Source organism: Micromonospora craterilacus (assembly GCF_003236315.1).
Classification (GTDB): domain Bacteria; phylum Actinomycetota; class Actinomycetes; order Mycobacteriales; family Micromonosporaceae; genus Micromonospora; species Micromonospora craterilacus.
In genome coordinates this window covers 1-14,480 of record NZ_POTY01000052.1, presented here as the reverse complement: position 1 = coordinate 14,480, position 14,480 = coordinate 1, and the positions used below count along the sequence as shown (strand labels likewise).

15 protein-coding genes are annotated in these 14,480 nt (G+C 70.9%); 7 read left to right on the top strand and 8 right to left on the bottom strand.

What is annotated here, in order from left to right:
- Nucleotides 1-99 precede the first annotated feature (99 nt).
- From C1I95_RS11045 to C1I95_RS11035, 3 genes are all read left to right on the top strand, one after another.
- Entirely contained in the window at nucleotides 100-1,170 is a 1,071-nt protein-coding gene (locus C1I95_RS11045) for a winged helix DNA-binding domain-containing protein (RefSeq protein ID WP_111213718.1), read from the top strand.
- A 102-nt stretch (nucleotides 1,171-1,272) separates the two neighbouring features.
- Nucleotides 1,273-1,803: a SigE family RNA polymerase sigma factor gene (locus tag C1I95_RS11040; RefSeq protein ID WP_111213704.1), complete on the top strand. Its 531-nt coding sequence runs from the start codon at nucleotides 1,273-1,275 to the stop codon at nucleotides 1,801-1,803.
- Nucleotides 1,800-3,239, top strand: a complete 1,440-nt coding sequence (locus C1I95_RS11035; RefSeq protein WP_146605695.1) for a hypothetical protein — start codon at nucleotides 1,800-1,802, stop codon at nucleotides 3,237-3,239. The genes C1I95_RS11040 and C1I95_RS11035 overlap by 4 nt, the downstream gene beginning before the upstream one ends.
- A gap of 105 nt (nucleotides 3,240-3,344) precedes the next feature.
- Here the strand turns inward: C1I95_RS11035 and C1I95_RS11030 are convergent, their stop codons facing one another.
- The 7 genes from C1I95_RS11030 to C1I95_RS11000 form a co-directional block, all read right to left on the bottom strand.
- Nucleotides 3,345-4,217, bottom strand: coding sequence for a DUF4184 family protein (locus C1I95_RS11030; protein ID WP_158566355.1), 873 nt, complete (start codon nucleotides 4,215-4,217; stop codon nucleotides 3,345-3,347).
- A gap of 77 nt (nucleotides 4,218-4,294) precedes the next feature.
- Nucleotides 4,295-5,005: a DNA alkylation repair protein gene (locus C1I95_RS11025; protein ID WP_111213701.1), complete on the bottom strand. Its 711-nt coding sequence runs from the start codon at nucleotides 5,003-5,005 to the stop codon at nucleotides 4,295-4,297.
- Between the two features lie 22 nt (nucleotides 5,006-5,027).
- Nucleotides 5,028-5,438 carry a toxin-antitoxin system YwqK family antitoxin gene (locus C1I95_RS11020; RefSeq protein ID WP_111213700.1) on the bottom strand — a complete coding sequence of 137 codons (411 nt, stop codon included), beginning with the start codon at nucleotides 5,436-5,438 and terminating at the stop codon, nucleotides 5,028-5,030.
- 197 nt (nucleotides 5,439-5,635) lie between these two features.
- The gene (locus tag C1I95_RS11015) at nucleotides 5,636-6,844 is read right to left on the bottom strand and encodes an ABC transporter ATP-binding protein (RefSeq protein WP_111213699.1); all 1,209 of its coding nucleotides are present in this window, start codon (nucleotides 6,842-6,844) and stop codon (nucleotides 5,636-5,638) included.
- Between the two features lie 10 nt (nucleotides 6,845-6,854).
- Entirely contained in the window at nucleotides 6,855-7,688 is an 834-nt protein-coding gene (locus C1I95_RS11010; RefSeq protein WP_111213698.1) for a carbohydrate ABC transporter permease, read from the bottom strand.
- Between the two features lies 1 nt (nucleotide 7,689).
- Nucleotides 7,690-8,697 (bottom strand): carbohydrate ABC transporter permease, encoded by a 1,008-nt coding sequence (locus C1I95_RS11005; protein WP_111213697.1) that lies wholly within the window; start codon nucleotides 8,695-8,697, stop codon nucleotides 7,690-7,692.
- Nucleotides 8,694-9,980, bottom strand: coding sequence for an ABC transporter substrate-binding protein (locus C1I95_RS11000; RefSeq protein ID WP_111213696.1), 1,287 nt, complete (start codon nucleotides 9,978-9,980; stop codon nucleotides 8,694-8,696). Before C1I95_RS11000 ends, C1I95_RS11005 begins: the two co-directional genes overlap by 4 nt.
- 308 nt (nucleotides 9,981-10,288) lie before the next feature.
- On the opposite strand from C1I95_RS11000, the gene C1I95_RS10995 reads away from it, so the two are divergent.
- The 4 genes from C1I95_RS10995 to C1I95_RS10980 all read left to right on the top strand — a co-directional run bounded on the left by C1I95_RS10995 (nucleotide 10,289) and on the right by C1I95_RS10980 (nucleotide 12,622).
- A complete protein-coding gene (locus tag C1I95_RS10995) occupies nucleotides 10,289-10,867 on the top strand; it encodes a DsbA family protein (protein WP_111213695.1) in 579 nt (192 codons plus the stop codon).
- A gap of 111 nt (nucleotides 10,868-10,978) precedes the next feature.
- Complete coding sequence (locus C1I95_RS10990; protein WP_111213694.1) at nucleotides 10,979-11,683, top strand: VOC family protein; 705 nt, start codon at nucleotides 10,979-10,981, stop codon at nucleotides 11,681-11,683.
- Between the two features lie 190 nt (nucleotides 11,684-11,873).
- On the top strand, nucleotides 11,874-12,305 hold the full coding sequence (locus tag C1I95_RS10985) for a RusA family crossover junction endodeoxyribonuclease (protein ID WP_111213717.1): 432 nt from the start codon (nucleotides 11,874-11,876) through the stop codon (nucleotides 12,303-12,305).
- A 47-nt stretch (nucleotides 12,306-12,352) separates the two neighbouring features.
- Nucleotides 12,353-12,622, top strand: coding sequence for a hypothetical protein (locus C1I95_RS10980; RefSeq protein WP_111213693.1), 270 nt, complete (start codon nucleotides 12,353-12,355; stop codon nucleotides 12,620-12,622).
- Between the two features lie 973 nt (nucleotides 12,623-13,595).
- On the opposite strand, the gene C1I95_RS10975 is transcribed toward C1I95_RS10980, so the two are convergent.
- Complete coding sequence (locus C1I95_RS10975; protein WP_111213716.1) at nucleotides 13,596-14,270, bottom strand: HAD family hydrolase; 675 nt, start codon at nucleotides 14,268-14,270, stop codon at nucleotides 13,596-13,598.
- Nucleotides 14,271-14,480 lie beyond the last annotated feature (210 nt).

Here is a 14,480-nt window from a genome sequence, read left to right as displayed (position 1 = left end):
CGGTCCTATGCTGCGGTCGACCACCGAAGGAAGGCGGCCGACGTCGTGGCACCCACCGGCTCGACAGCGCTGACCGGCGCCGAGGCGCTCGCACTGCGGATGACCAGTCTCCGGCTGCGCCCCCACCCCACCGCCGCACCGCCCGGCAGCGTGGCCGAGGTGGTGGAGTGGTTCGGCGCCATGCAGGCGCAGGACCTGGCCAGCGGCATGTGGTCGCTGGGCGTACGGCTGCCCGGGTCCACCCACGCCGAGGTGCACGCCGCGCTTGAGCGCCGGGAGGCCCTGCGGACCTGGCCGATGCGCGGCACCATCCACCTCGTGCCCGCCCGGGACGCCCGCTGGCTGCTGGAGCTGACCGGCGTACGCGCCCTGGCCGGCGCGGCCCGGCGGCGGGAGTTCCTCGGCCTGTCCGAGACCGAGGCCGACCGCGCCGCCGACGTGCTGGGCACCACGCTGGCCGACGGCGGCCGGCTGACCCGAACGGAGTGCGTGGCCGCGCTGACCGAGGCCGGCATCGACGGCGCCGGCCAGCGCGGCTACCACCTGCTGTGGTATGCGGCCCAGCGCGGCGTCACCTGCATCGCCCCCAACGTCGGCACCGAACAGACCTTCGCGCTGCTCGACGAGTGGGCGCCGGGGCAGCACCAGCCGGAGCGGGACGAGGCGCTGGCCACCCTGGCGCTGCGTTACTTCCGCAGCCACGGCCCCACCACCCGGCAGGACTTCGCCGGCTGGACGGGACTGACCGCCGCCGACGCGAAACGGGCCATCGCCGCCGCCGGCGACGGACTGACCACCGTCGACGTCGACGGCACCGAGGGAGTGCTGCACACGCCCCTGCTCGACGCACCCCGTGAGCCGGTGGACGACGTGCTGGCCCTGCCCGGCTTCGACGAATACCTGCTCGGCTTCAAGGACCGCACGCTGATGCTCGACCCGGAACACAAGCAGGCCATCATCCCCGGCGGCAACGGCGTCTTCCAGGCCACCATCGTGTGCGGCGGCCGGGTGGTCGGCACCTGGAAACGCAGCCTGGCCAAGACCCGGGTCACCCTGGCCGTGAACCCCCTGGTCGACCTCGACCCGACCCAACGCAAGCAGGCCGAGGAGGCGCTGAGCCGGTACGCCGACTTCCTCGCCCTGCCACCCAAGGTGACCTGGCCGGGCTGAGCGAGGGTAACCGTACGGTTTCCACTCAACCCCGGACGCCGCCGATCGCGTCTCACTCTGCGTCCGCAGGTGGACGTGAGGCGGACGCGACCTGGAGGTGGCGTGAGACGGGACGAGGACGACGAGCAGTTCCGGCTGTTCGTGCAACGGCAATGGGAGCCGTTGCTGCGAACGGCCTACCTGCTGACCGGCGATCGGGGGGCAGCCGAGGACCTGGCGCAGTCGGCGTTGGAGAAGACCCATCGGCGCTGGGGACGGGTACTGCGCAGGGACGCGCCCGAGGTCTACGTACGCCGGGCGATGGTCAACACGGCGATCTCCTGGCGGCGTCGGCGGCGGCCGCTGGAGGTGCCGCTGCTGACCTCCGACAGCGCACCGACGCCGGACGCGTACGCGCAGGTGGAGCAGCGGCAACTCCTTCTCACCGCGCTGCGGCGGTTGCCGCCCAGGACCCAGGCGGTGCTGGTGCTGCGCTACTTCGAGGATCTCAGCGAGGCGGACACCGCCGAGGTTCTCGGCTGCTCCGTCGGCTCGGTGAAGAGCCAGGCGTCGCGCGGGTTGGCCCGGCTGCGAGCCGATTTCGCCCCACCCGCCGCGCAGTCCCCGGCAGGGCTTCAGGAGGAACTGGCATGACCGAGAGCTTCGCTGATTCGACGCTCAGTCCGGCGCTGCGGCAGGCCGCGCACGGTGTCGACGTACCTGAGGATCCGTGGCCGGGGTTCGCCCGGCGGGAGCGACGGCACCGGCGGACGCGGCTGATCCGGGCGGCGGTGGCCGTCGCGGTCGGGGCCGCGCTCGTCGGGGTCCAGACCAACGTGGTGCCCCTACCCGGCTGGGCGCCCGGCATCGCGGTCGCCGCTGCCCCGACCGCGCTGCTCGACGCGCCGCCCCGGGGCGCGCTGACCGGCGACCGGGCCTGGCTGGACGCGCTGCGGACATGGATCAGCGACGACCCGCAGCTGAGCACCGACACCCCGCTGGGTGGCTGGAACCCGGACGGCATCTGGAAGGTCGGCGACCGCGACCGGATCCGCCTGCTCTACGGCAGTGACCAGCCGGGCCACCGGGTCGCGCTGGTCGTGGTGCCGTTGCGGTTCGGCATACTGACCAAGCAGGCGCTGGTCTGGTACGTGGGCCCGGCCGGGGCCGACGCCCGACAGATGCGCTACGCCGGCCACAGCGAGGGCGACGACCCGGTGATGACCCTGATGCAGGCGGATTCCGACCGGGGCGGGTTCGCGGTCGTCGTCGGGCCGGCCAACTCGACCGTGACAATCAGCGGCGACCCCCGGTACACGTCGGGCGGGACCCTGGAGTACGAGAACCTCGCCCAGGCGGACGGCAGCGGAGTCGGGTTCGCCGTCCTGCCCCCCGCGCCGCTGCGGAACGAACCCGTCGTCCGGGTCAGCCGCGACGACCACGTGCTCTTCGAGGGCGGCCTGGGCGGCGGCCCGTACGAGGCCACGGTCGACCCGACCGGCCCGGAGATGAAGGACCTGCTCACCGCCGCCCGACGGGGTGCCCGAGGTACACCGCTGGACGACGCCACGCTGGGCGCCTTCGTCGAAACGGCACTTGTCAACAGTCGCCTCCCGGCGGCCGGGACGACGGTGCGGGTGCGCTGGTCGGGCAGCGAGCACGGCCCGGCCGCCGCGCTGTTCACCGTGCGGCCCGCCGGCGGCGGAGTCATCGCGTACGCCATGCACGGCGACGACCGGGGCAGCTGGACCGATCTGCGGCTGCTGCTGCCGGCCGAGGGCGCCGACCGGCGACCGATCGGCTGGCGGATCCGGGCCGACAACGGCACACGCACGCCGACGGGTCAGGTGCGGGTGATCGCACCGCCAGACGCTGCCCGCGTCACGGTCACGGTCGGCGGGGCACCCCCGGTCACGGTCACCCTGGACGCGTCGAACGCCGGCACCACCCGGATACCGCCGGACCAGCCGGCCACCTTCACCGCGTACGCCACGGACGGCAGCGTCCTCGGAACCACTCCGTTGCCGCCGGTGGAGGCCAACATGTCCGGCCTGCCGGGCGACAGCCCGGCTACCCGGGTGACCCCCTGACGAAGCAAGAGCGTGGCCGAGCCGTCCGACGACGGCTCGGCCACGCCGAGCAGGTCCGGCCCCTTCTGGACGCAACGCCGTTCAGTTAGGCGTGGGCGTGCCTGGTCAAGGGGTGTGTTGATCGGCGTTTGAAACGCGGGGTTCCGGTATCAAGGGCTCGGTGGGCCGGACGACACCGTGCAGCATCCACCAGCCGCAGGCGTAGAGGATGAGCACGCAGGCCAGCGCGGCACCACCGCCCGTCGCCCAGTCGGCGAGCACCGCCTCCGCCGTCTGCCGCATGCTCACCTGGTCGGCTGTTACGGGTCCGCCCCGGTAGTCCTCCAGGGTGTGCATGTTGGCCACGGCTCCGGTGCAGGCGGCAACGGCCAACGCCGCTACGACGCTCCAGCGGGTCGCCGCGGAAAGTCTGGCCTGGCCGGTGTTGCCGGCCGGGGCCCGGCGCGCACGGCGCCACAGATACACCACGACAGCGACCAGGCCCCCGGCCGTGCTGACATGCTGGACCACCCGCGCCACCGTCAGATCCGCCGTGACGTGGGACCGCAGGACGCCCAGGTGAGTGACCACGTAGCCGTCGGCGTGCGTGACGGAGTCCCACACCAGGTGGGTCAGGATGCCGATCAGGACGGACAGCAGCACCCAGCCCGCCCGGCGCAGGCCGTTGCCGCCACGGTCGGCCGTACTGGCCGGGGCGAGCCGGGCGGGCAGCAGAGCGGCGGCCGGGCGGCGCACGAGTCGGTACAGCGCCAGCAGTGCCAGTGCGAAGGGCCCCGACACGGTGAGGCCGGACAGTGTGTGGGAGACGGTGGCGTTCAGGTACGGCTCGTACCAGGACTGTGCGCTCACCGGTATGCGCGCGGCGGCGAGGAAGTACGGGGCGTCCGGAGCCATGGCTCCGCAGACCAGGGCGGCTGGCGAGAACGGGTGGCGCAACAGCGGCAGAACGGCTGCGGGGTGGGACAGCGTGAACGGCACGTGCACCAGCGTAAACGCCGGTGGGCGATGGACCGGTGCATGATCGACAAGACCGGGTCGGTGGACACGATGCGCAACTAGACCATGCCGGACAGGTACTCCTGGCGTCGCTGCGGTTCGAACTTCTCAATCGCGTACCGCAGCATGACCCGGGGCATGTCCCGGTAGTGCCGGGCCAGGAACTCCTCTTCCGCCGCTCGGTCACGGTTGCCCACCTCGCGCAGCATCCAGCCCACCGCCTTGTGGACGAGGTCGTGTGGGTCGCGCAGGAGCCGTTCACCGAGCCGGAAGGTCCAGTGGAAGTCGCCGGCCTTGATGAAGGCGTGCGTGGCCATGACGGCGATCCGCCGATCCCACAGCAGGCTCGACTCGGCCAACCGGTCCAGTTCGCTCCGGTCCTTGTCGATCAGCCATGGCCCGACGATGTACGGCGCCGACGAGTCCACCAGGTCCCAGTTGTTGATCTGGGCGGTATTGGCCAGGACCACGTCGAAGACCCGGCCCTGCTCCTCCTCGTCCCCCTTGGTGAACTTGCGCACCAGGATGAACAGCGACGTCAGCCGCTCCTCGTGCACGCCGCCGGTCAGCAGCGTCGCCGTGTCGGCCAGGGAGAGGTCGCGCCAGTACCGGCCGGCCACCCCGCGCTGCTCCGGCACGGAGACGCCGATGGCCCGGTCGCCCTCGCCGTACCCGCCCGGAACCATCTGGAGAAACCGGCTCACGCTCTCCGCCCGGCGCGGATCGGCGAGGCTGGCGAGTTCGCGACGAACGTCGGCGGTCGTGGCCATGACTTGTGCGACCGGGTCGTTGCTACGCCTTGCTGCGTTTGCGGTGCGTGACGGTGCGTTTGACCGTGCCGTCAGGGTTGTAGGTGGTCCAGTCGCCGGACTTCTTGTTGTTGTCGTAGTCGCCACTGTCGATGAGTTCGCCCTTGGCGTTCCACCGGGTCCACGTGCCGTGCTTCTGATCGTGCTGGAAGCCGCCGCGTTGCATGACGCCGCCCGACGAGCGGTACCAGACCCACTCGCCGTGGACGGCACCGTTCTCGAAGCCGCCCTCGGCCCGCAGCTGGCCATCCGTGAAGTAGTGCCGCCAGGTGCCGTGCCGTTCGCCCTCGACATACTCGCCGATCATGTAACCGCCGTGCGGGTCCGGGTCGGTCCACAGGCCCGTCTTGCGGCCCTTCTCGTCAGTGACGTCCGGGGTCGTGGCGGGGCTCATGCGGCACTCACCTTCTGGATGCGGGGATGCATCTGCTCTCCTCTTCGCTCGGCGGCCACCGCCCGACGATCGAGCGGAGCGGTGTCGAGGACCTCCAGCACCAACAATATAAGTTTCCACTTGTCTTTCAAGCCCTACCCACCCAGCGGCGGCGCGGGCCCGGCGATGCTCCGCCGGGCCCGTGCCGCCTCCGCGTCTCAGTTGGCGAGGGCGCCGGCCGAGCGGCCCTCGTGCAGGGTGAGGTTGCGTCCGTTCGACGGGTCGAACAGGTGGATCTTCTCCAGGTTGAACCAGACCCGCCGGCTCTCCCCCTCCGTCGCGGCCGACTCCGCCGAGAGTCGGGTGACCAGGTTCGACCCGGCACCGGCGAAGTCGGCGGCACCGGCGTCGGCGGCCAGCTCCTCCAGTTCGGCGGCGGAAGCCCGCTCCCCCTCGACGGTCAGGTAGACGTACTTGTCCGAGCCCATCGACTCGACGATGTCCACCGGCGCCTCGAACTCCATCCCCCGGCGGCGGGTTTCCTCGTCGACCAGTTCGGCGTCCTCGAAGTGCTCGGGCCGGATGCCGAGGATCAGCTCCCGGGCCGCGTCGACGCCCTCCAGCTCGCGGCGGATCCGGTCGCCGATCGGCACGTCACCCAGGGCGGTACGCAGCCGGCCGTCCTCGACCGTGGCGGGCAGGAAGTTCATCGACGGCGAGCCGATGAACCCGGCCACGAAGAGGTTGCTCGGTTGGTCGTACAGCTCCTGCGGCGGGCCGACCTGCTGCACCGCCCCACCCCGCATGATCACCACACGGTCGCCGAGGGTCATCGCCTCGGTCTGGTCGTGGGTGACGTAGACGGTGGTGGTGCCGAGCTGCTTCTGCAGCCGGGACACCACCGTGCGCATCTGCACCCGCAGCTTCGCGTCCAGGTTGGACAGCGGCTCGTCCATCAGGAACGCCTTGGGCTGCCGGACGATCGCCCGGCCCATCGCCACCCGCTGCCGCTGCCCGCCGGAGAGGTTAGCCGGCCTACGGTCCAGCAGCGGGGTCAGCTCCAGGACCTTCGCCGCCTCCTCGACCTTCTGCGTGATGGTCTCCCTGTCCAGCTTCGCCAGCCGCAGCGGGAACGCCATGTTCTCCCGGACGGTCATGTTCGGGTACAGCGCGTACGACTGGAAGACCATGGCGATGTCCCGGTCGCGGGGGGCCTTGTCGTTGACCCGTTGCCCGCCGATGCGCAGCTCGCCGGAGCTGATGTCCTCCAGCCCGGCGATCATGTTGAGCGTGGTGGACTTGCCGCAGCCGGAGGGGCCGACCAGGATCACGAACTCGCCGTCGGCGATCTCCAGGTCGACGTCCCGCACCGCCGTGGTGCCGTCCGGGAACTTCTTGCTCACCTTGTCGAGCACGATGTCAGCCACGAGTAATCACCTATCCCTTGACGGCGCCGGAGGTCAGGCCGGAGACGATGCGGCGCTGGAAGAAGAGGACGAACAGGATGATCGGAACGGTGATCACCACGGCGGCGGCGCAGATCGCCCCGGTCGGGTCCTCGAACTGCGACTCGCCGGTGAAGAACGACAGCGCCACCGGCACCGTGCGGGACCGCTCGGTGGAGGTCAGCGAGATGGCGAACAGGAAGTCGTTCCAGCAGAAGATGAAGACCAGGATCGCCGTGGTGAACAGCCCCGGCGCGGCCAGCGGGGCGATCACCCGGCGGAACGCCTGCCCCTGGGTGGCGCCGTCCATCTTGGCCGCCTTCTCCAGATCCCACGGGATCTGCTTGAAGAACGCCGACAGCGTGTAGATCGCCAGCGGCAGCGCGAACGTGATGTACGGCAGGATCAGGCCCGGCCAGGTGTCGAACAGGCCCAGCTGACGCTCGATCTCGAAAAGCGGCGAGACCAGCGACACCTGCGGGAACATCGCGATCAGCAGAGAGACGCCGATCAGCATCCGCTTGCCGGGGAAATCCAGCCGGGAGATCGCGTACGCCGCCATCGCGCCGAGCACGACGGCGATCACGGTGGCGATCAGCGCGATGCCGATGGAGTTCACCAGCGCCCGGACGAACTGGTCGGTGGCGAAGATGGTCCGGTAGTTGTCCAGCGTCCACTCTCGGGGGACGAACTTCCCGTCGGTCAGCGTGCCCGGTGTCTTGAACGACAGCGACATGATCCACAGCACCGGGGTCAGCGCGAAGACGACCACGGCGACGTCCAGCAGACCCCAGCGCAGCTTCGCGCGGGTGGTGGTGTCAGCCATGTCAACGCCTCTCCCCGTCGTCGCTGCCGGGGGCAGCGGTACCGAACAGCTTCACGAAGATGAACGCGATGATCGCCACGGTGATGAAGATCAGCACCGACATGGTCGACCCGATGCCGAGGTTCAGGCCCCGGATCAGGTTGTTGTAGGCGATCATCGACACCGACGAGGTCTCGTTCGCCCCGGCCGTCAGCACGTAGATGTTGTCGAAGACCCGGAACGCGTCCAGGGTGCGGAACAGCAGCGCCACCAGGATCGCCGGCTTCATCACCGGCAGCATCACCTTGGTGAACCGCTGCCACGCGGTGGCCCCGTCGGTGGAGGCCGCCTTGAGCAGGTCCTCCGGCACCAGGGCCAGGCCCGCCATCAGCAGCAGCGCCATGAACGGCGTGGTCTTCCAGATCTCCGCCAGCATGATGATGGCCAGCGAGCTGGCCCGCTCGGTCAGCGGCGCCCCGTCGGAGAACAGGTTGGCCAGGTAGCCGGTGCCGGGCGTCCACGCGTACCGCCAGGAGAACGCGGCGACGACCGTGACGATGCCGTACGGGATCAGCGCCGCCGTGCGCACGATGCCCCGGCCCACCAGCGTGCGGTGCATGACCAGCGCCAGGCCCATGCCGAGCACCAGCTCCACGGCCACGGTGACCACTGTGATCAGCATGGTCACCCCGAACGCCGTCCACCAGAACTCGTTGCTGAGCACGGTGACGTAGTTCTCCAGCCCGATGAACTCCCGCTCGGCCGGGAAGCGCAGGTCGAAGCGCTGCATCGACAGCCACACCGAGTACAGGATCGGGTAGGCGGTCACCGCGACCATGACCAGCGCGGCCGGCGCACACAGCAGCCAGCCCAGTTTGCGCTCGGCCCGCTTGTTCTCGCTCAGCGGCGGCTTGCCGCGCCGGCTGTTCCGCTGCCTGGGCACTGCCGCATGCCGGCCGCCGGTGCGGGTGTCGGCCCGGTCGGCGGCCACGTCCGCGCCGGCCGAGGTGTTGTGGGTTCGCTCGGTCACGGCAGCACTCCCTTCGACTCCAGGGCGTCGGCGATCGCCTTGCGCAGCTCGTCGGCCGTCGCCTGCGGGTCGATCGCCGCCGGCGGCGACAGGAACGCCGAGGTCACGGTGGAGATGCTCTGGTACGCGGGGGTCAGCGGCCGCACCGCCGGATCCCGCAGCTGTTCGAGGATGGTCTCCTTCATCGGGTACGCCTCGTCCATCTCCGGGTCGTCGTAGACGCGCTCGATGGTCGGCGGCACCCCGTCGTTGATCGCGGAGAACTTCTGGTGCTCCGCGTTGCGCAGGCACTTGGCCGCCTCGAAGGACTCCTGCGGGTGCTCCGAGTGGGCGCTGACAGCGAGGTTGACCCCGCCGATGGTCACCCGGCCCGGGGTACCCGCGTCGACCCCCGGCACCCGGGCCCAGCCGACCTGCTCCGCCAGCTCCGGGTTGGCCTCCTGCATCGCCGGATAGACGAACGGCCAGTTCACCTGGAACGCGCCGTTGCCGGCCTGGAAGTCCAGCCGCACCGGGTCCTCGGTGGCGTTGCTGAACGACGGCGACGTCACCCCGGAGGTGGCGAAGTTCCGCAACACCTCCAGCGCCCGCACGGTCCCGTCGTCCATCACGGCCTCGGTGCCGTCCTCGTTGAGGATGTTGCCGCCGGCGCTGGCCGCGAGGGTGTTGTAGAGGACCACCAGGCCCTCGTACTGGGCGCCCATGGTGAGCACCTGGTACGGCTGGCCCTGCTCCTTCAGCTGCTGGGCCATCGAGATCATCTCGTCCCAGCTGGTCGGCGGCTCGGGCACCAGGTCCTTGCGGTACCACAGCAACTGGACGTTGGTGTTCTTCGGCGCCCCGTAGAGCTTGTTCTGGTACCGGGCGGTCTCCAGCGGGCCGTCGAGGGTGCCCTCCTCCACCTCGGCCCGGTCCCGCCCGGTCCACTCCACGATCCAGTTCGCGCTGGCGAACTCCTGCGTCCAGGTCACGTCGAGACCGAGCACGTCCATGCCGGTGTCCTCGGCCGCGAGCCGCCGTACCATCTGCACCCGCTGCTCGTCGGCCTCCCGCGGCAGCACCCGGTAGACGATCCGGTACCGCCCGTCGGCCTGCGTGTTGCACTCGTCGACGACCTGCTGCAGATTCTGCTCGGGCGGGTAGTACAGGTTGATGGTGGGCGTACCGCTGTCGCCGCCGCCGGCGCAGGCGGCCATCGGTGCCACCAACGTGAGCGCGGCGGCCGTCGCCGCCACGCGTACACGGGGTCGGCGCCGGCTCCGGGCCTCGTCAGAGTCGCTCATGTCAACACTCCGCTGCGCTCCGTGCCGCCATGAGCCACCGCCACGCTGAGCCTGACGATTCGCTCGCTCATGACCCCTCCCCTCGTACCTCGGCCAACAGCCGGGGAAAGGCTTCCGCGCCCCGGCGCACGGCGAGACGGTCAGGGCGTTCGACCTGCCGGTGCACGCCCCCTGCGTTTCGTGGCTGGAACACTGCCCGACCTGCGAAGGCGCGAAACCTGACCAGGTGTGACGACTCGAACACCGACTGGTGTGGTCCAGGTCATGCCGCCCGGACCACCCCGGGCATCGGCGCTTACCCTCGGGCGGTGGACGCGACTTTCTTCTTCGACCCCATCTGCCCGTGGACCTGGCGCACCTCCCGCTGGCTGGTGTCCGTCGCCGAGGCCCGTGACCTGCGCATCGAGTGGCGGGCGTTCAGTCTGAGCATCCTCAACGGCGGGAACGTCCCGCCGGAGTACGCCGAGGCGATGACCGCCTCGGGCCGGGCCCTGCGCCTGGTCGAGGCGCTGCGGGCCGAGGGCCGCCACGACGACGCCGGCCGGTTCTACGCCGAGTTGGGTGCCCGCACGCACGACGCCGGCAACCCGCCGAGCGGCAAGCTGGTGGACGCCGCCGTCGAGGCGGCCGGTCTCGACGACGCGGCAGCCGCCCTCGACGACGAGCGCTGGGACGACGCGGTGCACGCCTCGCACGCCCTGGCGTACGCCTCGGCGGGGCCGGACATCGGCTCGCCGGTGCTCATGGTTCCCGGTGCCGACCGGGGAGCACACGGCCCGATCCTGACCGAGGTGCCCGGCACCGAGGACGCCCTGACCCTCTGGGACAGCCTGCTCCCGCTGCTGCGGATGCCGGCCTTCCACGAGGTCAAGCGCGGCCGGCACTAGGCAACGCGCGGCGCGGACGTCCCGGCCACCCCGGCCGGGGCGCCCCGACGCCGCTCGGTCAAAGCGCCAACCCGGGCGGCGGATGTCGGTGGCAGGCGGCATGATCGGGGCATGCTGGCACGCTTCAAGGATCTCTGCCTCGACGCCTCCGACCCGCACGCCCTCGGCGGGTTCTGGGCCCGCATCCTCGACGGCGAGCTGATCGACACCGGCGACGGCGACACCCGGGTGGATCCGCGCGGGGCCGTCTCCCGGGCCGAGTCGATCTGGGTCAACCGGGTGCCCGAGCCGCGTACCGTCAAGACCCGCGTCCACCTGGACCTACGGCTGCCCGAGGCCGATCCGGCGGTGCTGCTCGACGCCGGCGCGCGGCTGGTCCGCGAGCCGGACTCTGAGATCGACTGGTGGGTGCTGGCCGACCCGGACGGCAACCAGTTCTGCGCCATCCCGATGGAGTCGAACGCCGACACCGGGCCGTTCGAGCTGGTGGTCGACTCGGCCGACCCGGCCGCGCAGGCCGCCTGGTGGGCCGGCATCGTCGGCGGCGAGGCCAAGTCCAGCGACAAGGGCTACGCGGCGATCACCGGCGCGGCCGGTTTCCCCTGGGACTACTGGGTCTTCGACCCGGTGCCCGAGCGCAAGACCGCCAAGAACCGGATGCACTGGGACGTCGACCTGACCGACCCCGACCCGACGGCCCTGATCAGGGCCGGGGCCACCCTGCTGCGGGAGCCGGACGACACGGTGAGCTGGTGGGTGCTGGCCGACCCGGAGGGCAACGAGTTCTGCGCATTTCCGCCGCGTCCCACCAGCTGAGCGGCGGCGCTACCAAGCGACTGCCAGGTGGACTAGCGTTTAACGTGCATCGCCGTCAGCGCGTACGCCGTCGCCGTCGATACGCCACCGGCCGACCCCGACCCGCCCGATCGGTTGGTTCTCGCGGGAACAGCCCGTCACCGGTCCACCGGTTGGGCAGGATCGTCCCCAACGAGGAGGTGCCGACGTGGTGCAGGACACCCGCGCTCTCACCCTGACGTTCGAGGTGAGCGGCCTGCCACCGGTCAAGACCGAGGCGCTGTCCATCTTCGCCGCCGGGCACCGGCAGGCGACGAGGGTACGCGCCCTGCTACAGGCCGCCTGCGAGGCGGCGCAACACACCGGTTGGACTCCGCTGTCCGGGCCGATCGAAGTGGACCTGACCCTGCGCTGCCCGCCCGGGCACCGCACCTCCGACGCCAGCACCCTGCTCGGCGGGGTGTGTGCGGTACTCCAGGACAAGAAGCGGGTCTCCAGCATCGGCCTGACCCACCTCGGCGTCCTGGTCGACGTCGCCCTCTACGACGACGACAAGCAGATCCGCCGGCTGTCGTACGTCGAGGAGCCGGCCGAGGAGTTCTCGTACCAGGTACGCGTCGCCGCCATATCAACGGTGGTTTGACCGACGGCCGCGGTGGGGTACCGCAGCCGCCGACGAAGGGAGCACCGATGTCGGAGCCACATGTCACGCTGGAGCCCCGGGACCCGGTGCAGAAGAAGCTGCGTGGGCCGCTGGAGGACCAATTGACCTCGGCCCTGCAGGCGGCCGCCGACCGGGTCCGGGACAGCTACACCGGCGAGCCGGTGGAGCAGGTCTGCCAGCGGCTGCTCGACGAGACGCGGGCCGGCCTGCACCCCGACATCGCCGCCGGTTTCGAACCCGACATGGACGAGTTCTGCCGGGTCGCGGTCGCCATCGTCCGCGGCGAGGTCACCTGACCCGGGGCACCCGCCCACAGCAAGATCATCTGATCCGAGGAGGTCCGCCGCCGACGGCCGCCGACCGCCCCTGTTGGACGCCGCGCTCGTGACGAACGAACGGGTCAGGACCGGGCCTCACGTCCCGGTCCTGACCCCGTCCGGCGTGGGCAGCGGGCCGTGTCCGGGCCGAGCACCGGCGCGGCGTGTCGGCCAGCCCCAGCACGGCAACCGGCCCGCCTGCACTCAGCTCCACGGTGCCCCACCCGGACTAGGTGCGCTCGCGACCCACCCCGGCGAGTCGCGGCGCAGACGCAGGTTAGGCAGGCGTCCGGTGGCCGGACAAGACAACGTGTGGCCGGAGAATCGACTATTGCCAGCAGCGTCGAAAAGCGTCAGGTCCCTGTAACACGACACCGGCCACCAACGCTGATCTACGGCAGACCTGTTCACGAACGTTTCGTCGCCCGCAACCGGTCGGACACAAGGCAGTACCGGGACCGTACCGGCCGCCGACGGTACTGCGGCTCCGCCACGGCGGCGGCCCGCCCACGGTGCGCCCCACACTCGACCCGATCTCCGCGCGGACCGACGGCCGGCCGAGATCTACGACCCGCTCGAACCGTAGCGCGAGGCCCCGAACGCATACGCGGCCCACGCCGACGAGCACTCTTCGTCGGCTGGATCATCGGAATCGCCACGCGGCGCGGTTCGGCGCGGCATGGGTCCACGCGACGCGCGTCAACGCGGCATTGGGGTCGGTGCGGCGCGGTCGGCGCGGCACGACACGGCCCGACACGGCGCGGCCCGACACGACATGGCCCGACACGACACGGCGCCGCGCCGCGCCGCGCGGCACGGCACGGCACGGCGCGGCATGGGCCGACGCGGGCGCGCCGTGGGTCGCTGCGGCGCGGCATGGTCGGCGCGGCGTGGGTCGGCGCGCGGGGCAGGCTTGTCGCGAGACCGCGCCGCCGGCGTTCCGCGGTGCCGGTCAGAAGTGGCGCAGGAGGTCGGGGAACGTGCTGAGGTGCAGCACCCCCGCGTCGGCCGGATCCAGTTCGTCGTGTTCCAGCACCCAGGTGTTGGCGTTCGGGATGAACACCGCGTTCCACCCGGCGGCCCGGGCGGGCAGGATGTCCGAACGGGGCGAGTTGCCGATCATCCAGGCTCGGGCCGGGTCGACGGCGTGCTCCCGGACCAGCCAGCGGTAGGTCTCGACGTTCTTCTCCGGCACGATGTGCGCGGCCTTGAAGTGGTGCAGCAGCCCGCAGGCGTCCAGCTTGCGCTGCTGCTCCTCGCGCTCCCCCTTGGTCAGCAGCAGCAACTCGTGCCGGCCGGCCAACTCGTCCAACGCGTCAGCGACCCCGGGCATCAGCTCGACCTGGTGGGTCAGCAGCGCCACGGCCAGGCCGTCGATCTCGCGCCGCTCCGCCTCGGTGGCCGGCCGCTCACGCAGCCGTTCCAGGCACTCCCGCAGGCTGCGTAGGAAGACTTTGCTGCCGTACCCGTGGGTGACGGCGTTGGCCCGCTCGATGTCGTCGAGCACGGCCCGGAGCTGTACCCGGTCGAGGGTCGGATGCTCCAGCCACTCCAGGAAGTCGTCGATCACCCGCTCGAAGACGACGTTGTTCTCCCAGAGCGTGTCGTCCGCGTCGAAGACGAGCACCCGGCCCGGTTCGATCGCCACCCCGTCACCTGCCACGCTGCGACTCTAGGGCACCCCGCCAGCCTCCACGACCCGATAATCCGGTCGCCAGAAAGAGTCAATCTTGGACAGTTTCCGTTACGCGCTAACGGAAACTGTCCAAGATTGCGAGGCGTGCGCCGCACAACCGGTGAGGGGGTGGTTGGCGGTGGGGCAGGGCTGGGTCGGAGG